Source organism: Amycolatopsis sp. lyj-23 (assembly GCF_046549135.1).
Classification (GTDB): Bacteria; Actinomycetota; Actinomycetes; order Mycobacteriales; family Pseudonocardiaceae; genus Amycolatopsis.
Genome location: NZ_JAJPWN010000001.1, coordinates 408,109 through 427,335, shown reverse-complemented (window position 1 = coordinate 427,335; position 19,227 = coordinate 408,109). Strand labels below are relative to the sequence as shown.

At 73.8% G+C, this 19,227-nt stretch carries 19 protein-coding genes; 14 read left to right on the top strand and 5 right to left on the bottom strand.

Features of this window, described 5'->3' with window-relative positions; all coding sequences use genetic code 11:
• Window positions 1–79: 79 nt before the first annotated feature.
• Together ACLJPY_RS02025 and ACLJPY_RS02020 are read left to right on the top strand one after the other, a co-directional pair.
• On the top strand, window positions 80–1,276 hold the full coding sequence (locus ACLJPY_RS02025; RefSeq protein ID WP_410586239.1) for a cytochrome P450: 1,197 nt from the start codon (window positions 80–82) through the stop codon (window positions 1,274–1,276).
• A gap of 8 nt (window positions 1,277–1,284) precedes the next feature.
• Entirely contained in the window at window positions 1,285–2,076 is a 792-nt protein-coding gene (locus tag ACLJPY_RS02020; RefSeq protein ID WP_410586238.1) for a PIG-L deacetylase family protein, read from the top strand.
• A gap of 27 nt (window positions 2,077–2,103) precedes the next feature.
• On the opposite strand, the gene ACLJPY_RS02015 is transcribed toward ACLJPY_RS02020, so the two are convergent.
• The gene (locus ACLJPY_RS02015) at window positions 2,104–3,294 is read right to left on the bottom strand and encodes a macrolide family glycosyltransferase (RefSeq protein WP_410586237.1); all 1,191 of its coding nucleotides are present in this window, start codon (window positions 3,292–3,294) and stop codon (window positions 2,104–2,106) included.
• A 205-nt stretch (window positions 3,295–3,499) separates the two neighbouring features.
• On the opposite strand from ACLJPY_RS02015, the gene ACLJPY_RS02010 reads away from it, so the two are divergent.
• On the top strand, window positions 3,500–4,279 hold the full coding sequence (locus ACLJPY_RS02010; protein ID WP_410586236.1) for a DeoR/GlpR family DNA-binding transcription regulator: 780 nt from the start codon (window positions 3,500–3,502) through the stop codon (window positions 4,277–4,279).
• A gap of 138 nt (window positions 4,280–4,417) precedes the next feature.
• On the opposite strand, the gene ACLJPY_RS02005 is transcribed toward ACLJPY_RS02010, so the two are convergent.
• A complete protein-coding gene (locus tag ACLJPY_RS02005) occupies window positions 4,418–5,179 on the bottom strand; it encodes a DeoR/GlpR family DNA-binding transcription regulator (protein WP_410586235.1) in 762 nt (253 codons plus the stop codon).
• A gap of 479 nt (window positions 5,180–5,658) precedes the next feature.
• Window positions 5,659–7,923 carry an ATP-binding protein gene (locus ACLJPY_RS02000; protein ID WP_410586234.1) on the bottom strand — a complete coding sequence of 755 codons (2,265 nt, stop codon included), beginning with the start codon at window positions 7,921–7,923 and terminating at the stop codon, window positions 5,659–5,661.
• A gap of 100 nt (window positions 7,924–8,023) precedes the next feature.
• Here ACLJPY_RS02000 and ACLJPY_RS01995 point away from each other — a divergent pair, with 100 nt between their 5' ends.
• Together ACLJPY_RS01995 and ACLJPY_RS01990 are read left to right on the top strand one after the other, a co-directional pair.
• Window positions 8,024–9,751 carry a PP2C family protein-serine/threonine phosphatase gene (locus ACLJPY_RS01995; RefSeq protein WP_410586233.1) on the top strand — a complete coding sequence of 576 codons (1,728 nt, stop codon included), beginning with the start codon at window positions 8,024–8,026 and terminating at the stop codon, window positions 9,749–9,751.
• Entirely contained in the window at window positions 9,748–10,158 is a 411-nt protein-coding gene (locus ACLJPY_RS01990) for a response regulator (protein WP_410586232.1), read from the top strand. The genes ACLJPY_RS01995 and ACLJPY_RS01990 overlap by 4 nt, the downstream gene beginning before the upstream one ends.
• 45 nt (window positions 10,159–10,203) lie before the next feature.
• Here ACLJPY_RS01990 and ACLJPY_RS01985 read toward each other — a convergent pair whose 3' ends face one another.
• Window positions 10,204–11,583, bottom strand: a complete 1,380-nt coding sequence (locus ACLJPY_RS01985) for a DUF2867 domain-containing protein (RefSeq protein ID WP_410586231.1) — start codon at window positions 11,581–11,583, stop codon at window positions 10,204–10,206.
• The gene (locus tag ACLJPY_RS01980) at window positions 11,580–13,631 is read right to left on the bottom strand and encodes a glycosyltransferase (protein ID WP_410586230.1); all 2,052 of its coding nucleotides are present in this window, start codon (window positions 13,629–13,631) and stop codon (window positions 11,580–11,582) included. Before ACLJPY_RS01980 ends, ACLJPY_RS01985 begins: the two co-directional genes overlap by 4 nt.
• Window positions 13,632–13,687: 56 nt before the next feature.
• Between ACLJPY_RS01980 and ACLJPY_RS01975 the strand changes: the two genes are divergently transcribed.
• The 9 genes from ACLJPY_RS01975 to ACLJPY_RS01935 all read left to right on the top strand — a co-directional run bounded on the left by ACLJPY_RS01975 (window position 13,688) and on the right by ACLJPY_RS01935 (window position 19,214).
• Window positions 13,688–15,058 (top strand): glycosyltransferase, encoded by a 1,371-nt coding sequence (locus tag ACLJPY_RS01975; RefSeq protein ID WP_410586229.1) that lies wholly within the window; start codon window positions 13,688–13,690, stop codon window positions 15,056–15,058.
• Between the two features lie 221 nt (window positions 15,059–15,279).
• Window positions 15,280–16,143, top strand: coding sequence for an oxygenase MpaB family protein (locus ACLJPY_RS01970; RefSeq protein WP_410586228.1), 864 nt, complete (start codon window positions 15,280–15,282; stop codon window positions 16,141–16,143).
• Between the two features lie 142 nt (window positions 16,144–16,285).
• On the top strand, window positions 16,286–16,756 hold the full coding sequence (locus ACLJPY_RS01965; RefSeq protein WP_410586227.1) for an Asp23/Gls24 family envelope stress response protein: 471 nt from the start codon (window positions 16,286–16,288) through the stop codon (window positions 16,754–16,756).
• Window positions 16,753–17,061, top strand: a complete 309-nt coding sequence (locus tag ACLJPY_RS01960) for a hypothetical protein (RefSeq protein ID WP_410586226.1) — start codon at window positions 16,753–16,755, stop codon at window positions 17,059–17,061. Before ACLJPY_RS01965 ends, ACLJPY_RS01960 begins: the two co-directional genes overlap by 4 nt.
• Window positions 17,058–17,234 carry a hypothetical protein gene (locus ACLJPY_RS01955; RefSeq protein WP_410586225.1) on the top strand — a complete coding sequence of 59 codons (177 nt, stop codon included), beginning with the start codon at window positions 17,058–17,060 and terminating at the stop codon, window positions 17,232–17,234. The genes ACLJPY_RS01960 and ACLJPY_RS01955 overlap by 4 nt, the downstream gene beginning before the upstream one ends.
• Entirely contained in the window at window positions 17,231–17,605 is a 375-nt protein-coding gene (locus ACLJPY_RS01950; RefSeq protein WP_410586440.1) for an Asp23/Gls24 family envelope stress response protein, read from the top strand. The genes ACLJPY_RS01955 and ACLJPY_RS01950 overlap by 4 nt, the downstream gene beginning before the upstream one ends.
• A complete protein-coding gene (locus ACLJPY_RS01945; RefSeq protein ID WP_410586224.1) occupies window positions 17,602–18,129 on the top strand; it encodes a DUF6286 domain-containing protein in 528 nt (175 codons plus the stop codon). Before ACLJPY_RS01950 ends, ACLJPY_RS01945 begins: the two co-directional genes overlap by 4 nt.
• Entirely contained in the window at window positions 18,126–18,698 is a 573-nt protein-coding gene (locus tag ACLJPY_RS01940) for an alkaline shock response membrane anchor protein AmaP (protein ID WP_410586223.1), read from the top strand. The genes ACLJPY_RS01945 and ACLJPY_RS01940 overlap by 4 nt, the downstream gene beginning before the upstream one ends.
• 174 nt (window positions 18,699–18,872) lie before the next feature.
• Window positions 18,873–19,214, top strand: a complete 342-nt coding sequence (locus ACLJPY_RS01935) for a hypothetical protein (protein ID WP_410586222.1) — start codon at window positions 18,873–18,875, stop codon at window positions 19,212–19,214.
• Window positions 19,215–19,227: the final 13 nt, after the last annotated feature.

Below are 19,227 nucleotides of genomic sequence, written 5' to 3'. Positions count from 1 at the left end.
ATCTAGGGAATTCCGGGCGGCGCCGCGATGACACTCGGCACCGGGTGCGCCCCGCACGAACCTCGGAGAGGAACCGGCCATGACGACATCCGAAGAGCTGCCGACGCTCGCCTCGCTGCGTTCGCCCGTCTTGGGCGACAACCCGTACCTGCGCAAGCTGCAGGCGGAGCGGCCGATCTGGCGGGTGCGCACCGACACGGGTGACGAAGGCTGGCTGGTGGTGGGGTACCCGGAGATCAAGGAACTGATGCTGGACAAGCGCATCGGCCGCACGCACCCGAAGCCCGCCGAGGCCGCGCAGCTGGCCGACAACCCGATCTTTTCGATGATCGTCGGGGTCGCGGCCGGCCGGGACGAGCACGAGCTGCACGCCGCGTTCCGCGCCCTGCTGATCCCGCACTTCTCCCACAAGAAGATGCAGTCCCTCAAACCGCGGGTCGAGGGCATCGTGCGCGGCATGGTGGACGAGCTGGCCGCGCTCACCCCGCCCGTCGACCTCCAGACCGCTTTCTCGCTCCCGGTTTCGCTGAAGGTGCTGTGCGAGCTGATGGGCGTACCCGAGGACGAACGCGACCGGCTGGGGGAGCTGCTCGACCACGTCCACGGCATCGGCGAAGACGCCAACGCCGGCCAGGCCGAGTTCATCGGCTACCTGATGGGGCTGGCCGCGCGCAAGCGGGAGAACCCCGGCGACGACGTGATTTCCGGGATCTGCCAGGCCGGCCTGAAGGACTCGGACGTCACCAACATCATCTGCATGCTGCTGTTCGCCGGGCACGAGAGCGTGGCCACGCACATCGGCAACGGCGTCGCCCGGCTGCTGACCCGGCCGGACCTGCTGGCCGAGGTGCGCTCGCACCCGGCGGCGATGGCCGGTGCCGTGGAGGAGCTGCTGCGCACGGCCAACTTCGGCGGCGGCGCCCAGCCGCACTACGCGCACGAGGACATCGAGATCTGCGGCGTCACCATCCGGGCCGGGGACCTGGTGCTGCCGGACTTCGCCATCGCCAACTTCGACGAGCGGTCGTTCACAGACCCGGACCGGATCGACTTCGGCCGCAAGCCCAACCAGCACCTCACCTTCGCCCACGGTGCCTGGCACTGCGTCGGGGCCCCGCTGGCCCGGCTGGAGCTCAACGCGGTGTTCACCGCCCTGCTGGCGAAGTTCCCCGGCCTGACCCTGACCACCACGCTGGAGAAGCTGAACCGCGTCGACGGCGAAGACGGGACCGACCGGCTCGCGGCGTCCATCAGCGCGCTCCCCGTCGCGTGGTGAGCCGAGCCGTGGGTGCACTCGAAGCGCTGGCCGGGCGAGCGCCCACCGTGCTGTCGGCCCACTACGACGACGGCGTCCTCTCGTGCGGCGGGCTGCTCGCGGCCTGCGCCGAAGCGGGCACGCCGGGCACGGTCGTCACGGTGTTCTCCGGTGCGCCCGAACCCCCGCTGTCGGCCGCGGCCCGGAAGTTCCACCGGGCGTGCGGCCTCGGTGACGCCGACGCCATCGCGTGCCGGGCGGCGGAAGACGACCGCGCCCTGACCGTGGTGGGGGCCGCTCCCGTTCGACTGGGGGTGCCGGACGCCTTGTACCGCAAGGATTCCGCGGGCCACCCGCGGTATCCGCGGGACGACGAGCTCTCGCGGGCCGAGCTGGCGGCGGAGACCGAGCTGATCACCGGGCTGGCCGCCGCCCTGGCCGCCGAGCCGTCGGTGCGCGACGCCGAGCTGGTCCTGGCCCCGCTGGCCATCGGCAACCACATCGACCACCGGATCACCCGCGCTGCGGCCCGCCTGCTCGACCGCGACCCCGACACCATCTGGTGGTACGAGGACGCGCCGTACGTGATCTTCCCGAAGGACCTGCTCGAGCCGTTCGACGAGTCGCACACCGACCCCCGGACCGTCCGGCTCACCCGGCGGCAGTGGCAGGCCAAGCTGCGGGGGATCGGCTGCTACGCCTCGCAGGCCCCCATCCTCCTCGGCGGCAACACCGAACTGCCGAAGTGGCTCACGATGTACGCCGAGTCCCTGGCGGACGGCGAGCCGGCCGAACGCTACTGGAGCCTCCCCGCCGCCTGACCCGGCGGGGAGGGGTGCCCGCTGGGGTCACACTGTCCGGCTGAGGGCGGCCAGGTGGTGCTCGATCAGGTCGGCCGACCGCGTCGCGGCCGCGACGGCGGCGCGGAGCTCGTCCCGCAGGGCGGTCACGGCGGCGCGGATCCGGTCGCTGGTGTGCACTGTCTCCACCGCCTCCCGCAGCCCCTGCGCGGTCAGCGTCTCCGGTTCCAGCAGCACGCCGAGGCCCTGGTCGGCGACGGTGCGCGCGGTTCGCAGCTCTTCGCGTTGCTGCGGCACGGTGACCAGCGGTACCCCCGCCGTCAGCGACTCCAGCACGGAATTCATCCCGGCGTGGGAGACGAAGGCTTCGGCGTGCCGCAGCACCGACAGCTGCGGGAAGTACGGCCGCACCTCGGTGTTGGCCGGCACCGGGCCCAGCTCCGCCGGGTCCACGTGTTCCCCGATGGCCATCGCCACCTGCCAGCCGGTGTCGCCGAAGGCTTCGAAGCACTGCCGGAAGAAGCCGGTGGTGCCGTCCAGGAAGCTGCCCATCGAAACGAACAGGAGCGGGCGGTCGCCGGTCTTCCGCCAGGCGCTGTCGTCGGCCCAGCCACCCAGTGCCGGGCCGACGAAGTGGAACCGTTCGTCGAAGGTGTCCGCGGCGGGCTGGAACGAGCGCGGCAGGAACACCAGGTTCAGCGGGGCGCAGTTCTCCCGCTCGTGCAGGGGCGTCAGGCCGAACTCGGCCGCGGTGCTCAGCTGGCTCCGGAAGATCTCGGTGAAGATTTCGACGGCTCGGGGGTCGGACATGTCCGTGCCCTCGGCCAGCAGTTCGTCCAGCGAAAAGTGGGCGTTGCTGGCGTAGGTCGGGTGGAGGGCGACGCAGGGCACGTGGAACCGCTCGGCCACCATGGTCGCCGGCGCCGCCTGGGCGTCGTAGCACAGCACGTCCGGCCGGTCGTTCTCGAACAGCTCGTTGAGCAGCCGCCCGCTGACCTTGGTCATCGCCAGCAGCGCCTCCGCGGTCGCCACCGTGTGCCGGGCGCTGGGCGTGGCCGAGCGCGGCGGCAGCGCCACCGGGATCGGCAGCAGGGCGGCTCCGGACGCCTCGACGTCCGCGCGGAACTTGTCGTGGGCGGCGTAGGTGACCCGGTGGCCGCGGTCCCGCAGTTCGCGGGCCAGCGGCAGCGTCGGCCGGAGGTGACCCAGCGCGGGAACGGTGACGAACAGGACGTGCATGCGGGTGCTTCCCCTCGCGTTCGTGGTCGCGTCGAGCGGTACCGGGATTATCGGCCGGGAGGGTGTAGGGCTTCCCCCAGACCGGAACAGTGGCCATCGGGCCCACCGGATCGGTACGCGCGTGCAACTGTGCCGCCGCACGGGTTGCCCCCACCGGTTTTTGACTTACGATCACGCAGGTCTCAGCAACAACGGGGTGGTGAGAGTGGACGGGGAGCAACGTCGTCGGACGATCGCGCGCTGGGTGCGCGAGTACGGTGGGCTCACCGTCCCGGAGTTCGCCGAGCAGCACGGCGTCAGCACCGAGGCCGTCTGGTCCGACCTGACGGCTCTGGAACACGAGGGCACCCTGCGCCGGGTGCCCGACGGCGCGATCCCCGTCGTGCCGGTGCGGCCGGGCGCGGGCACCCCGGACGCGCCCGGCGAGTGGGGCTCGCTGTGCGAGATGCACGCGGAGAAGGAACGGATCGCGAAGGCCGCGGTCGGCGAGGTGCCCGACGGCGGCTCGATACTGTTGGACGCCGGCAGCACGGTGGCGCAGCTGGTCGGGCTGCTGCCGTCCGGCCGCGACCTGACCATCGTCACGCAGTCGGTGGCCGTGGCCGTGGCGTTGAGCGCGCGCCCGGACCTGAACCTGATGCTGGTCGGCGGCCGGGTCCGCGGCGGCTCGCTGGCCCTGGTGGACAGCTGGGCGCTGCGCACGCTGGCCGACACCCGCGTCGACGTCGCCTTCCTCAGTGCCGACGGGGTGTCCGTGCGGCACGGGATGACCGTGCGCAACGGGGCGGTGGCGATGGTGAAACGCGCGGCCATGGTGGCCGCGCAGCGAACCGTGCTGCTGGCCGACCACACGAAGCTCGACCAGGACCGGCTGGCCCGCTTCGGCGCGCTGGGCGAGGTCGACACCCTGATCACCGACGACCACGCCGACCCGCAGTGCGTCGGCGCGATCGCCGCCGCCGGACCGCGCGTGCTCGTGGTCTGAACCGGCCTGGATTCAGGTCGGTGAAAAGCGCGGCCATTGCCCCGGGTGCGTCGCCGGGAAATCCGGGGAATTCGACGATTTCGCGGAATTGGCGACGCCGAACGGAGTAATGGCGCGCGCGAATGCGCCGGCCGCAAATCAGACGGCGATGACCCGCGGTCCGGCGGCGGCGATGTCCGACCGCGTCTTCGGGTCGATCCCGGCATCGGTGATGAAGGTGTCGATGTCCGACAGGTCGGCGAACCGCGTCAGGAAGACGTTGTCCACCTTGGAGTGGTCGGCGAGCAGGACGCGGCGGCGGGCGCAGTCGATCGAGGCCCGCTTCACCAGCGCTTCGTCGAGGTCCGGTGTGGTCAACCCGCGCTCGACGGAGACGCCGTTGGTGGCGATGAAGGCGACCTCCACGAACGTGTCCCGCAGGGCCCGCAGCGCCCAGTCATCCACAGTGGCCAGTGTCGTGCTGCGCAGCCGGCCGCCGACCAGCACCACCTGCAGGTTGGGCCGCGCGTGCAGCGACAGCGCCACGTTCACCGAGTTCGTCACCACGGTCAGTTCCCGGTCCGCCGGCAGTTCCGCGGCCAGGCATTCGGTCGTGGTGCCGGCGTCGATGAGGATGGTGCCCACTTCGGGCAGTTCACCCAGCGCGGCGCGCGCGATCCGCGTCTTCTCCGCGGTCATCACCGCCCGCCGCGCGCCCACCGCGGGTTCGAAGGACAGCCGGTCCAGGGAAATCGCGCCACCGTGCACGCGGCGGGCGTGCCCCATCCGTTCCAGGGCGGTCAGGTCCCGGCGGATGGTTTCGGCGGTCACGGCGAATTCCGCCGCCAGCGGAACGACTTCCACCCGGCCGTGCACGCGCAACCGTTCCACGATGATCCTTTGCCGCTCTTCCGCGTACAACGCCGTTTCCTCGTTCCCCTCGCGAGCGTGCCGATGCCGCAGCTTAAGGGGACCGGCAGCGGGCGTCCCCGGTTTCCCGGGGAAACGCGGGAAAACATCGCTCCGGCGGGCACGAGCCGCGGTTCGGTGGTTCACCGGGGCGCAATTGTCCGGTTGCCGCGGTTCGCTGCGGTGCCGGCACGGCAATGTCTCGGGAATTCCCGGCTCGCCACCCGGTAGGTCGCCAGTGCTCGCCGGCCGGTCGGCGCGATGGGAGTGTCTTGGCCACCCACCGTTGAAGCCCAGGTCGTTCCCGCCCCTTCGCGTGCACTCCGTGTTGCTCACCGCACTCACGCGCGGAAGCTGGGCACACGCGCAGGTCATGAGCGCGGGCCCCTCACGGTCTCCGCGCAGTTCGCCCCGGTCCGTCGTCCGAACGGCTTCCAGTGATGGGTCTTCGCCGGTCCGGTATTTGCTCCGGTCGGAAAACGCCGGCCCGGTCAGCTCAGGACTTCGGGTTCCGGCTGCAGGGTGAACCACACGGTGGTGCCTCGTCCGGGCGCCGAGTCGAGCCACAGCCGTCCGCCGTGGCGGTCGACGATCCGGTCGACGATCGCGAGCCCGGCGCCGTGGCCGCCGCCGTAGGCGTCCTTGGCGTGCAGCCGGCGGAACAGCTTGAGGACGTCGTCGTGGTGGACCTCGGGGATGCCGATCCCGTTGTCGCGCACGAACACCGCCGGCGCCCGTCCCGGCTCGGCGGCCAGCCCGATTTCGACGCTGCGCGGGTGCTCGGCGCGGGCGTACTTCGCCGCGTTGACGAGCAGGTTGATCAGGATCTCTTCCAGGCGGGCGGGGTCGGCGGACACCACGGCTTCGGCGGCGGGCAGGGTGAGCTCGACGTCGTTCTCCGCGAGCCGGGGGCCGGCGATCTCGACGGCCCGGCCGGCCGCGGCACGGAGGCCGACCGGTTCCCGCTGCAGCTCGGCCTGCCCGAGCTGGGCGAAGTGCAGCAGCGAGTTGACCAGCTCGTCCATGCGGTTGGCGAGGCTCTCCACCGTCTCCAGCCGGCGCAGGGTGGTCGCGTCGAGGGTTTCGCCGGCGTCTTCGCCGATGAACGCGACACTGGCGGCGATCCCGCGCAGGGGTTCCTTCATCTCGTGCGCGGCCGCGTGGGCGAAGGTGTCGAGGTCCCGGTTGGCCCGGCGCAGCTGGGCGTTCAGCTCGGTGAGGCGGGCGGCCTGCCGCAGGGCGATCGTGGTGAACGCCCGGCCGAGGTCGGTCGCGACGGCCCGGTCCGCGGCCGTCCACGGCAGGCTCCGGCCGCGGATCACCGCCTGGTGGACGGCGGAGGAGCCCCGCGGGGTGAGCCGTTCGCCGTGCGGTCCGAGCCGCACGGGTGCGGCGGGGTCGGCGGCCCAGGTGCGGCCGGCGCGCCGCTCGCGCCGGGTCCAGGCGATCAGGTCGCCGTTGCCCAGCGCCAGGACGAGCACCCCGCTCACGGCCTCGGCGTGCGCGGGAGCGTGCTCGCCGAGGCACTCGGACGCCCAGAGCTCCCCGGCGGCGAGGCCGGGCAGCGCGGACCACAGCGCATCGAGGGCAGCCGCGGCGAGGTCGCCGTGCACGACCGAAGCGCGGTCGCCGAGGCGGACCACGACGGCGTCGGCGGGGACCAGCGCGGCCAGCAGCCCGCCGTTGCCGGGCAGCGACAGCGCGGGTTCCGCTTCGAGCGCGGGGATCAGCTCGGTCAGCGCGGTCCGGGCCGCCTGGCGGGCCCGGGCGTTTTCGGCTTCCTGGAGCGCGGCCAGCTGCAGGGACAACGTGACGCCGAAGAACTCGCACGCCGCCCGGACCTCGGCGTCGAGCCGGCGCGGGAGGAGCCCGTGGCAGGCGATGAGCCCCCACAGGGATCCTTCGTGCAGCAGCGACACCGACATCGACGACGCCACGCCGATGTTGCGCAGGTACTCCAGGTGGAACGAAGACACCGTGCGCAGCGTCGAGTCGGAGAGGTCCAGCGGGACGCTGCCACCGGGCAGGACCGGCGGCTGCAGCGCGGCGGTGTCGTCGTCGACGTCGTGGATCACCCGGATCCAGTTGCGTTCGTAGAGCCGGCGGGCCTGGGGTGGGATGTCACTGGCCGGGAACCACAGCCCGGCCCACGGCTCCAAGCCGTCGGCGACGGCCTCGGCGATCACTTCGCCGGGCCCGGACCGGCCCTCGAACCGGTAGGCGACGACCCGGTCGTACCCGGTCAGCGCCCGGATCTCGGCGACGGCGGCCGCGCAGACGTCGACCACGGTGCGTTCGTGCTGCAGCCGCGTCAGCGCGGCGCGCACGGACGGGTAGAACTGCGAGAACCGGAAGGGACGCTCGGCGGCCGGAGGCTCCAGCTCCAGGACGAGGCGCCCGTCGGCCCGGTAGACCGTGACGTCGAACTCCGGCCCGGTGGCGGGGACGCGCAGCGGCAGCAGACCACGGTCGCCGGTCGGGGCGGCGAGCGTCTGTTCGACGGCGGCGACGCCGTCGCCGCCGAGCAGCTCCGCGAGTCGCGTGCCGATCAGCTCGCCGGGCGCGCGGCCGAGCAGCCGGGTGGTGGTGGAGCTGGCGACCTCGATGCGCCCGCCGTCGTCGACGGCCAGCAGCGCTCCGTACGACTGGATCCCGCCGAGCCGGTGGATCGGCTCGTTCACGCACACGGACAGGTCGAACGCGGCTTCGGCGGCCCGTTCCCGCTCGGTCGGCTCGGGCCCCGCCGTGTCGTCCATCTCGCTCCTCGTCCGGCCGTGGCGTGCGGCCGCGACCGTGGCGGAACTCTACAGTGGGCTCGCCGCAGTCGCGGCACCTCGAAGGAGCGGAGCCGCCGACGTGTCCACCCATCCCGACGACTCGTGGACGGTCCGGTTGCACGCACTGTGGCGTGCCGCGTTCGAAGCAGTCAACACGAAAGGGTTGTCCGACGAGCTGTACTCGGGGCTGCTCACGCTGCCCGGGGCCCGCGCCGTCCTCGGCGCCCGGCTCGGCGCCGACGGGACGGTGCTGGTGACCCGCTGGGCCGACGGGACCGGGCTGCGCACGCAGCCGCCCGGCCTGGCCGCCGAAGTGCTCGACTGGGTGGCCGGACGACCCTCGCCGGCCGAGCGCGCGATCGCACAGCTGTCGTCGGCCGAGGTCGCCGTGGTCACGCCCGCGCTGGCCGGGCGGCTGGCCGGAGCCGGGGCCACCGGGCTGGTGGTGGTGGATTTCGCGATCGCGGAGGGGGAGCGGGGGGTGCTCGCGCTCGGCACGGCCGCGGAGCTGCCGGTGGCCGAGTCCCTGGTGGCCGCGCTGCACCAGGTCGTGGACGTGATCGTGGCGACCGACGAGCACTCCAGCCGGCTGCGCGAGCTCGACGATCGCCAGGCCCGTGACGCCATCCTCGCGGAAGCCTCACTGCGGATGAGCGCGTCGCTCGACATCGACGACACCCTGCGCGCGGTGGTCCGGATCGCCGTGCCCGGCCTCGCCGACGGCGCGGTGATCCACGTCCGCCGGGACGGGCGGATGGTGCCGATCGCGGTCGCCCACGTCGACGCCCACCGCGAACAGGCTCTGGCCGGTGCGGTGCGCGCCGGGCGCTGGGCGGGCGAGAAGGTGGTGGACGGCACGGATGCGGCGCCGTGGGACGAGCTGCCGCGGCCCTCCGGGCTGCCGGCGGACATCCGGCTGCCGTTGGTGACGATCAGCGCGCTGCGGGCGCACGGCCGCGATGTCGGCCTGCTGAGCTTCTTCCACGGCGCGCGCTCCCGGCGGCGCCCCGACCTTTCGTTCCTGCGCAACCTGGCCGGGCGGGCGGCGCTGGCGATCGACAACGCGACCTTGTACGACCGCCGTCGTCGCGACGTACTTTCCCTGCAGCAGCACCTGCTGCCCGCGGTGCTGCCGTCGGTGCCGGGGCTGCAGCTGGCCGCCACGTACAACGTCGCCGACCACAGCCTGGAGGTCGGGGGCGACTTCTACGGGGTGGTGCCGCATTCCGACGGGACGGTGACCGCCCTGATCGGCGACGTCTGCGGGCGGGGCGCGCCGGCCGCCGCGCTGACCGGCCTGGCCCGGCACACGCTGGAGACGACGCTGGAAGAAGGCGGCTCGGCCGAGCACGCGCTGGTGGGGCTGAACGCGAAGCTGCTTCGCCACGACGTGACCCGCTTCCTCACGTTGGCGACGGCGACGTTCCGCCCGGTGGAGGCGACGGGGGTCGCGGTGACCCTGCTCGCCGCGGGCCACCCACCCCCGCTGGTGCTGCGCCGCGACGGAACCGTCGACGAGCCGGCCTGCTCGGGTCGGCTCGTCGGAGTGCTGCCGGAGCTGCGGTTGCGCCCGGCTGCCGCCCGGCTCGGTCCCGGGGACACCCTCGTGCTCTACACCGACGGGCTGACCGAAGCCCGCGACCCCGAGGGCCGGTTCTTCGAGACCGACCTCGCGCCGACCCTGGCGGGCCTGTCCGGCCTGGAGCTGCCGGACCTGCTGGAGGCGCTGGTCGCGGGCGGCGGCCGGTACCTGGTCGGGGACGACGCCGCGGTACTGGCGATCCGGCACACGGGAGCGGTCGCGTGACGCCGAACGAGCGGCTGGTCCTGGTGGTCGAGGACAGCGCCGAAGACCAGGAGGCGATCCGGCGGGCGCTGGCCCGCAGCCACCCGGAGCTGGAGCTGGAGTTCGCCGGCGACGGCGACGCGGCGATCGCCCGGCTCACCGAGGCCGGCGCCGACCGGCCGGCGCTGGTGCTGCTCGACCTGAACCTGCCGGGCCGGGACGGGCACCAGGTCCTGGCCGACCTGCGCGCCGACCCGGACCTGGCCGCGGTGACGATCATCGTGTTCACCTCGTCCACGAGCCCGGCGGAGATCGACCGCTGCTACCGGCTCGGCGCGGACAGCTACGTCTTCAAGCCGGTGAACTTCCACCTGTTCCGCACGGTGCTGCAAGGCGCCATGGACTACTGGCAGTCCCAGCACACGTGAGGTTTCGCCCCGGGTGACCGCTCTGGGGCGAGCCGAGCGGGCTTGTCAGGTTCGGCGTTCGGCGTCTTGGACGATCGAGCGGGCGAGCCACGCGAACACCTGGTCGTGTGCCGGTTTTTGGAGGTGCCAGTAGGCGTGGCCCAGCGGTGAGGCTGGGGTGAACCGCACTCGCTGGCGCAGCAGGCTCCCGGAGCCGGCCTGGTCCGCGCGCAGGGTCAGCTCGGCGTCGCCGGGCAGGCGCATGTCGGCGGTCAGCACCAGCTCGCACCGGGTGTCGTCGCGGCGGCGGACGGTCCAGAAGTCGACGACGTCCCCGGCCACCGGCCGGTCGGGGCGTCCGCGGTAGGCCCCCGGACCGCCGAGCAGCCCGTCGAGCAGGCCGCGCAGGGCCCACGGCAGTGCGGGCGGGAAGCGGCCGTGGTCGCCGCCGAGGGCGGTGATCGCCTGCCACAGCCGATGCCGGCCGGCGTTCGCGAGCCGGGTGTGCTCCTCCTGGTACGCCGGACCGGCGGGGGCCTCCGGCACCGGAACGCCGAGGGCGGCGCGCAGGGCGTTGTCGAGGCTGGCCGGTCCGCCGGGCGGTGGCGGCAGAACGGCTTCGACCGGGGTGTCGGCCGGGAGCAGGTCGTGCTCCAGCGACGCGAACAACGGGCCCGCGACGGCGGCGGGCACGGGAGAGGTCAGCCCGGCGATCCGCGCGGCGGTTCCGTGGGACCAGAACGGCGACGGCAGGGCGAGCGCGGCGGGCCGCCGCAAGAGGCGGGCGCACCGCCGCACCAGGTCGTCGTAGCTGATCGTTTCCGGCCCGCTGACGTCGAACCGGCCCCGCAGCGGTGGGTGGCCGGCCGCGGCCTGCAGGTAGTGGCGGACGTCGGCGAGTGCGACCGGGCGGCTGCGGCGGGCCGTCCACGGGGGCCGCGGCCGGACCGGCAGCCGGGCGGTGCGCGACAGCAACTCGACGCCGGCCGATCCGCGGCCGAGGATCATCGACGCCTGCAGCGCGATCGCCGGGACCTCGCCGTCGAGCAGGATGCCGGCCACCTCGGAGCGGGACGCCAGGTGCGGCGACGTCGTGTCCGCCGGCCGTGGCCCGCCAAGGTAGACGAGCTGGCGGACCCCGGCGGCCGCGGCCGCGGCGGCGAGGCGCTGCGCGATGACGCGGTCGCGGCCGGCGAAGTCCGCGTGGGCCAGCGAGTGCACGAGGTGGAAGACCACGTCCGCGCCGGCGCACGCGGTCTCGAGCGCGCGCGGGTCCGCGGCGTCCCCGAGCGTCACGCCGATCCGGTGCGGGAAGCCGTGCTCCGCCGTGCGGGAGAGGACCCGGACCGGGTGCCCCGCGGCGGCGAGGTCGGCGACGAGCGCGCGGCCGACGAACCCGGTCGCGCCCAGCACCGCGCAGCGGGGTGCGTGCGGAGCCGACGTCATCGCGAGTCCCGGACCGGCCGGCCTGCGGTGCGCCGGTAGACCGCGGCGAACCGCCCCGCGACCTCGTGGATGCCGAAGCGGCCGGCGACGGTGTCGCGCCCGGCGGCGGCCATCGCGCGGGCCCGCGCCGGGTCGTCGGCGGCCCCGCGCACGAACGCGGTGAGCGCGTCCCCGAACGGGGTGAGGCCCGAGGTGTCGGCGAGCAGGCCGTTGCGCCCGTGCTCGATGTAGTGGCGCAGACCGCCGCGGCGCGGCCCGAGCACCGGCAGGCCCGCATCCATGGCTTCGACCACCGCGATGCCGAACTCCTCCTTGCGGCTGGGGCAGACGTAGAGGTGCGGCGTCGGCGCCGGGAGCCGGTGCGTGAGGCCGTGTTCGAGCAGGCGGACGTCGTCGTTGTCCAGCGCGGCCAGCATCGCGAGCCGGCCGGCGGCGTCCGGGTACCCCCGGTACAGGTCCAGGATCCGGTCGAGGAGCTGCTTTTCCTCGCCGGTCGGGTTCGTGGTGTCCCCGCCGACGAGCACGAGTGCGGTGTGCTGCCACAGGCCGCGGGTGAGCCAGGCCTCGACCAGCAGGTCCTGCTGCTTGACCGGGTGCAGCCGGCCCACGCACAGCACGATCGGGAGCGCCCGGGCGGCCTCGGTGAGCCGGGGCAGCCCGGCGCCGGGGGCGAACAGCGAGGCGGTGAGCTGCTGCTGGCGCGCTTCGGCCGTGGCCGTCGGGAACAGCCGGGGGATGCCTTCGGCCGGGGATTCCGGCTCCTCGCGTCCGCGTAGCTGCGGGAAGTACTTCACGAGTTCGCCGTCCGGCCGCCCGGGCAGGCCCAGGACCGTGTCGGCGGCCGCGACCAGCCGGTCCGCGGCGTAGAGCCGGTGCAGGTCGAACCGGGCGGCGGCCCGGTCGCCGGCGGGGCCGGGCCGGTGCCGTTCGGCCAGCGAGCGGTGCGGATCGGCGGTGAGGGTGAACACCGTCCGCGCGCCCATCGCCCGGGCCGCGTCCGCGATGGCGACGGACCCGTCGTCGGCGTAGCGCACGTGGACCACGTCGGGAGTGCAGCCCGCCAGGCGCAGCAGGTGCCGGGCGAGGAACGTGATCGACGGCCGGAGCCGGGACAGCTCTGCCTGCGCCGGCTGGCCGGGCGCGTCGACCGGCAGCCGCAGCACCACGTGCCCGTCACCGCCGGCGTCCAGCAGCGTGGTGCGCTCGCGCAGCCGGTCGTGGCCGAGCAGCGTCACCGTGACGACCCGGGCGATTCCCGCGTGGCGGGGCAGGGCGTTCCCCAGGTGTCGCAAGAGGACGGTGAGGCCGCCGCTGGCCCCGGCGCCGGGCTGGTCGAACGAACCCAGCAGCATCGACTGCGCGACGGTCAGCCCGGGCCGGTCCGCCGGCGGGCAGGTCCACAAAGGACTGTTCGCCGCGGTTTCGTCCTGCCGGGCCAGGCAAACCGCGGTCAGAGCGTGCTCGTAGGGGTCTTCGGCCCGCTCGTGGGCCGAGGCCAGCGCGTCCGTCGCCGCCGGCTGCCCGCCGCACTGGGACAGGTAGCGCCAGGCGGCGTGCCGGTACCGGCGGTCGTCGAGCCGGCCGGCGAGCACGGCGCCGGCCGGCAGGCAGCGGAGACCGTGCCGTTCGGCCAGCTCCAGCAGGAGGGCGGCCCGGCTCGGCGTGGCGTGCTCGAAGGCCACCCGGATCGCGGCCGCGGCGGCGAGCGGACCGTGTGCGGCGACCGCGGCGGCGAAGAGGTCGACGGCGATCGATGCGGCCAGCTCGCCCGGCAGGCCGGTGCCGGTCGCCGGAACGGCCTCGAGCACCTCGCCGGGGCTGGGGCGGCGCGCTTCGCGAGCCATCGCCCGGAACGCGGCCACCTGCGCGTCCGGGTCGTCCGGTGCGGGCCGCTCGCCGGCGTACTCGACGAGGGCGAGGCCCGCGAAGTCCGGGTGGAAGGCCCGGCGGATCTCGTTGAGCGCGGCGGGATCGGGGGTGCTCGGCCAGTCCCGAAGAGCCGCCAGCGGGTCGGCCGGGACGGCGGTGCCGAGGTTCGGAATGGTCACTGTGCTGCTCCGGCAGTCGGGCCGTAGGGTCGGCGGGGCTCGGGAAGGAGTTCGGTGTGGTGGGATCGCGGGTCGTGGTGGTGAGTCCGCCGTTCGCGTCGCACGCGCGGCCGATGGCGACGGTTGCCGCAGCGCTCGCGGCGGAAGGCGCGGACGTCACGTTCGCCTGCGCCCCGGCGTTCGCGGAACTCGCCCTCGAACACGGGCTGCCCTTCGAGCCCTTCGCTTTCGGGGACAACGCGAACACGGGGATCGCCGAGCGCACCCGCCAGGAGGCGGCCGGCGCGCGACGGCTGGCGGAGTTCCTCGACGCGACTCGCGCCGGTGCCGTACCGGCGCTGCTGGCGCAGGCCCGGCACCGGCGGGCGGACATGCTGCCCGACCCCGAAGGCGTCCTGGCGTCGGTCCGGGCGCTCGACGACCGCCTTCGCCCGGACTGGTACCTGGTCGACCAGCTCGCCTACGCCGTGACGCTGGCCGTGCACGCGCTCGGCCGCCGCTGGGCGGCTTACTGCCCGGGGCACCCCGGCTACGTCATCGACGGTCCCGGCCGGTTCTTCGGGCTGCCACCGTACTGGCCGCGCGCCCTCCGGCCTGCCGAAGAAGACCTGGCCGGCTTGCGGGCCGAGGTCGAAGCGAACGACCGGCTCTTCACCGAGCTGTTCGCCCGGTTCCTGGCCGAGCACGCACCCGGCCGTCCGGTGCCGCGCAGCGCCTTCGGCCTGACCTCGCCGGAGGCGGTGCTGTTCAACTACCCGGACCTGCGCTGGCTGCCCCCGCTGCCACCGGCGCCGGCCCGGCTCTTCGCCGGGCACTGCAGCGACGTCGGCGACGCGCGGCTGCCCGAGGAGTGGGCCGGCCGGGTCGACCGGCTGACCGGCGGCGGACGGCGCCGGCTCGTGCTGGTGTCCTTCGGCACCTTCCTCTCCGCCCGCGACGACGTGCTGAGCACCGTCGTCCGGGGGCTGGTCGAGGTACCCGGCGTAGCGGTGCTGGTGGCCGCGGGGAACCGCACGGCGAGCGTGCGGGCGGCGTTCGCCGCCGAGCCCCGCGTCGAGGTCGCCGACCAGGTGCCGCAGCGGGCGCTGCTGCCGCGGACGTCGGCGGTCGTGCACCACGCCGGCAACAACTCGTTCACCGAATGCCTGGCCGCGGGGGTGCCCGCGGTCGCCCTGCCGTTCTCCAGCGACCAGTTCGCGGTGGCCCACGACCTCGAACGCAGCGGAACCGGCAGCGTGCTCGACCCGCACCGGCTGACCCCGCAGGCGGTGGTCCACGCGGTCACCGACGTGCTGGCGAGGGCTCATGAGATCCGGGACGCCGCACACCGGCTGCTCGCGGGACGAGGACCACACCACGCGGCGCGCGGGCTGCTGTCGGTCATGCGACGTCCTTCCCCTATCGATGCAGTATCGGTGCAAACCTAAGTCGTCGCGACCGTGACTGCCTAACGAGAGAGGCTGTCGTCCGCTCGGAGCCCGTGGCGCTGCTGGCCGTCTGTTCGCGCGCTGAACGGGATAAAGGCAGGTAGAGTCAGGGTTGGGCGACCCGCCGTGGAGGCCGCCCGACTCTAGAGATGGGCTCGAACCTGCATCGGATTTGCATCGCGTTTTCCGGTGACGGCTCGACGCCACGCAGTGGAGGTGCCATGCCGCCGAACTTCCCGCCGGGGGTTTCGCTGGTCCGTGCGCGGATGCGCGACGCACTTTTCGCCCGGGTGGCGGGGCCCGACGGGCCGCGCAACCGCGCCCGCATCCACGGCGCCCCAGGAGAACGCTGGTTCGCGCCGGACAGCGCGATCCGGCGGGTGCACGGGGACACGGCCATGTTCGTGGGCGGCCTGCGCGCACTGCTGCTGCAGTCGCTGCACCCGCTGGCGATGGCGGCGGTGGCGGCGCACTCGGGCTACCGCGGCGATCCGTGGGGCCGGCTGCAGCGCACGAGCACGTTCCTCGCCGTGACGACGTTCGGCACGGCCGAGGACGCCGGGCGCGCGGTCGAGACCGTGCGTGCGGTCCACCGGCGGGTGCGGGGAGTGGCCCCGGACGGGCGGCCCTACCGGGCCGACGACCCGCGGCTGCTGGCGTGGGTGCACATCGCCGAGGTCGACAGCTTCCTGCGTGCCCACCAGCGGTACGGCGCGCAGCCCCTCGACGAGGCGGGCTGCGACTCCTACGTCGCCGAGACAGCCGTGATCGCCCGGGCGCTCGGGGTGCCCGACCCGCCGGTGACCCGGGCCGGGCTCGACCTGGCGCTGGCCGCGTACCGGCCCGAGCTGCGCGGCACCCCGGAAGCCCGGCAAGCCGCCCGGTTCCTGCTGCTCACCCCGCCGGTTCCGTGGCCGGCGCGGCTTCCCTATGCGGCACTGGCGGCCTCGGCGGTGGCGACGCTGCCGGCGTGGACGCGCCCGCACCTGCGCCTCCCGCGGCTGCCGGTCGCCGAAGCGACCGTCGTCCGGCTCGCCGGGCACAGCCTGGTGAAGGTCGTGCGCTGGGCGATGACCGAGGCCTGAACAGCCATCGCCGCGAAGTGGCGTGGTTCACACGATTCGGTCGTGACGATCCTCCCGCACGGGTGTCTGTCCTGTGTGGAGAAAACCGAAGCCGGTTCCTCCGCCGACACAAACATCAGACCCGTGCGAAGGAGACGCCACGATGACCGCTGCTGCCGCCAAGGTTCCCGCGCAGACCACCTCCGCCCAGCCCGCCGTGAAGACCGAAGGTGCGCTCGTGAGCGCTCAGGGCTCGACGTCGATCTCCGATGTCGTGGTGCAGAAGATCGCCGGCCTTGCCACCCGCGAAATCCCGGGCGTGCACGCCCTCGGCGGGGGTGCCGCGAGGGCGTTCTCGGCGATCCGGGAGCGGATCCCGGGCGCGACCGCCTCGGCCGGCCAGGGCGTGTCGGTCGAGGTGGGGGAGAAGCAGGCCGCCGTCGACCTGCAGCTGGTCGTCGAGTACGGCGTCTCCGTCGCCGACCTCGCGCGTTCGGTGCGCCGCAACGTCATCGGCGCGGTCGAGCAGATGACCGGCCTGGAGGTGGTCGAGGTGAACATCCACGTCGGCGACCTGCACCTGCCCTCGGATGACGACGAGGGCGAGCACACCGACACCGGCCGGGTGCAGTGACCGCCGAGCCCGACGCCGCCCGGATCGCCGCCGCCGTGCTGGCCGTGCCCGGCGTGGCCGGCCTGCACGGCGGCCGGTTCGGAGAGGTCGCCACCCTCGGCCCGGCGCGGCGGGTGGCGGGCGTCCGGGTTCGCGAGGAGGACGTCACCATCGCCGTCACCGCACGCTTTCCGGTGGTGGCCGCCGAGCTCGCCGCGGCCGTGCGGGCCGCGGCGGGCGTCCGCGGGCGGGCCGTGCACGTCATCCTGGCGGACCTCGTCGAACAGTCCACTGTGGAGCAACAAGCGAAGGAGAAGGTGTCGTGAATTCCACCCAGCTCGGCCTGCTGACCGGCCTCGTGCTCGGCCTGGCCGTCGCGTTCGGCGGGTTCGGGGCGTTCGCCGCCGTCGCCGTCCTCGGCGCGATCGGGTTCCTGGCCGGCCGCGTCCTCGACGGCAAGCTCGACCTGTCCCGGCTGTCCGGGCGCGACCGGGGCTGAGCACCGTGACCGCCACCCTCGAACGCGGCGCCCTCACCATCGCCGAACAGGCCGTGCAACGCCTGGCCGCCCACGCGCTGCGGGAAGTCGACGATGTCGGGGGCGCCGCGGGCCGGGTCCTCGGCGTCAGCCTCGGTGCCGAGGACCCGGACCGGTCCGCCAAGGTCACCGCCCACGTCACCGGCGGCGAGGTGACACTGGACGTGCGCCTCTCGATCGCCTACCCCGCCTCGGTGACCCGGACGACCGAGCGGGCCCGCCGTCACCTCGAGCGCCGCACGGAGGAGCTGACCGGCCTCACCGTCACCCGCGTCGACATCACCGTCACCGCCCTGCACAGCGCCGCCGCCAGGTCCCGGAGGGTCGAATGAAACGCCGTCCACGCCGCAGCGTCCCGGCCCTGTTGAGCGCGCTCGTGCTGCTGGCCGCCTGCGTGCTCGTCGCGGTGAGCGCCATCCAGCGCATCCTCGGCGAACGCGCCTGGATCGACTACGACACCGTCGCTGCCACCTTGCACAATCTGCACTGGACCGACCTCGCGACGGCCGTCGCCGGAAGCCTGCTCGCGTTGGCCGGCGTGGTGCTGCTGCTCGCCGCGATCGTGCCCGGGACGGCCACGGTGCTGCCGTTGGCCGGGCGATTCGATTCCGGCGTCGCCCGCGGCGGCTACCGCACGGCCCTGCGCACCGCGGCAGCCGGCGTCGACGGCGTCTCCACGGCCCGGGTGAGGCTCGGCCGGCGGCGGATCAAGGTCCGCATCGACACCACCCGCACCCGTCCCGACGGCCTGGCCGAGACCGTCCGCACGGCGGTCGCCGACCGGCTGGACCGGATCGGCCCGGCCACCAGTCCCGCGGTGAAGGTGCGGGTCCGCGCCCCGAGGAGGACGACATGACCGACCTCAACCGACCGGCCCGGCTCAACCGCACGGTCTTGGCCCTGCTCGGGCTGCTCCTGCTGGCGGCAGGCGGATTCGCGCTGGCGACGCACTTCGGGCGCCTGCACGTCCTCGACCCGGCGGCAACGCTGGTGCCCGGCACGGCCGCACCGCCGACGTGGGGCTGGTACGCCGCCACCGCGGCCGCGGTGCTGCTGGGATTGCCGGCCCTGCGGTGGATCCTCGCCCAGCTGACCCGCCGGCCGTCGGCCCGGACGTGGCGCTTCGACACCGAACCGGACCGCGGCCGCACCGAACTGGCCGCAGGCACCGCCGTCGTCCCGTTCACCGAGGAACTGCGCGCCCATCCCGGCGTCCACCAGGCGCGCGCCACACTGGCGGGATCACGTGAAGCTCCGGCACTCGCCCTGGTGATCACCCTGAACCACGACGCTGACCCGCAGGAGTTCCAGGAACACCTGGCGGCGGAGCCGCTGCCCCGGTTGCAACAGGCGCTTGACTTGGAGGCTCTGCCGGTGAGCGTGGAGTTCCGGTTCGCCTCCGCGAGCGGGCGCAGCCTCGCCTGAAAGGGCCCCGAGGTCACGGCCCGCGAGCGCCGGACTGGTCGCACAGTAGGGTGCCGGGTGGGCAGTTTCCGTCACGTTGGCGGGACCTGGAGTAGGGGGACGAATGCGTTGCTTCGTGATGCTGTCATGACTGCACCCGGGCGGGAGTTGCGGTTTATGCAGCAGCAAGCCGGAATGGACAACGAGAAGCAATGGCGAAATCGAACCCACCGCGGCTCCGGCATGAGGACACGAGCCCTCGGCTGTGCCGCGCCCCGGCCCAGACCGGTGCGCCACTGCCACTCGATCAGGTCGACAAACCCCTTTGACCTGGCCAAGTTCGACGCCGACCCGTGCAGTCTGCTGACGAAAGACCAGGTCGCCGCCCTCGTGGCCGACCCCATCGGCGATGTGAACGCGATGCTCACCTTCGAGATCACCGGGAAGGACCTGCCCGGCAACTACTGGGCCGGCGACCGCTGCGGCGGAGTCGCGAAAATGGCCAAATCCGTCGTCGGAAACCTCGACCGGAACTAGCACTGCGCAGAGC

What these genes read in the sequence shown, in the direction of transcription:
- ACLJPY_RS02025 (WP_410586239.1), top strand. Translation starts at nt 80, where the DNA reads ATGACGACATCCGAAGAGCTGCCGACGCTCGCCTCGCTGCGTTCGCCC.
- ACLJPY_RS02015 (WP_410586237.1), bottom strand. Translation starts at nt 3,294, where the DNA reads ATGCACGTCCTGTTCGTCACCGTTCCCGCGCTGGGTCACCTCCGGCCG.
- ACLJPY_RS02000 (WP_410586234.1), bottom strand. Translation starts at nt 7,923, where the DNA reads ATGGACGACACGGCGGGGCCCGAGCCGACCGAGCGGGAACGGGCCGCC.
- ACLJPY_RS01985 (WP_410586231.1), bottom strand. Translation starts at nt 11,583, where the DNA reads ATGACGTCGGCTCCGCACGCACCCCGCTGCGCGGTGCTGGGCGCGACC.
- ACLJPY_RS01970 (WP_410586228.1), top strand. Translation starts at nt 15,280, where the DNA reads ATGCCGCCGAACTTCCCGCCGGGGGTTTCGCTGGTCCGTGCGCGGATG.
- ACLJPY_RS01965 (WP_410586227.1), top strand. Translation starts at nt 16,286, where the DNA reads ATGACCGCTGCTGCCGCCAAGGTTCCCGCGCAGACCACCTCCGCCCAG.
- ACLJPY_RS01945 (WP_410586224.1), top strand. Translation starts at nt 17,602, where the DNA reads ATGAAACGCCGTCCACGCCGCAGCGTCCCGGCCCTGTTGAGCGCGCTC.
- ACLJPY_RS01940 (WP_410586223.1), top strand. Translation starts at nt 18,126, where the DNA reads ATGACCGACCTCAACCGACCGGCCCGGCTCAACCGCACGGTCTTGGCC.
- ACLJPY_RS01935 (WP_410586222.1), top strand. Translation starts at nt 18,873, where the DNA reads ATGGACAACGAGAAGCAATGGCGAAATCGAACCCACCGCGGCTCCGGC.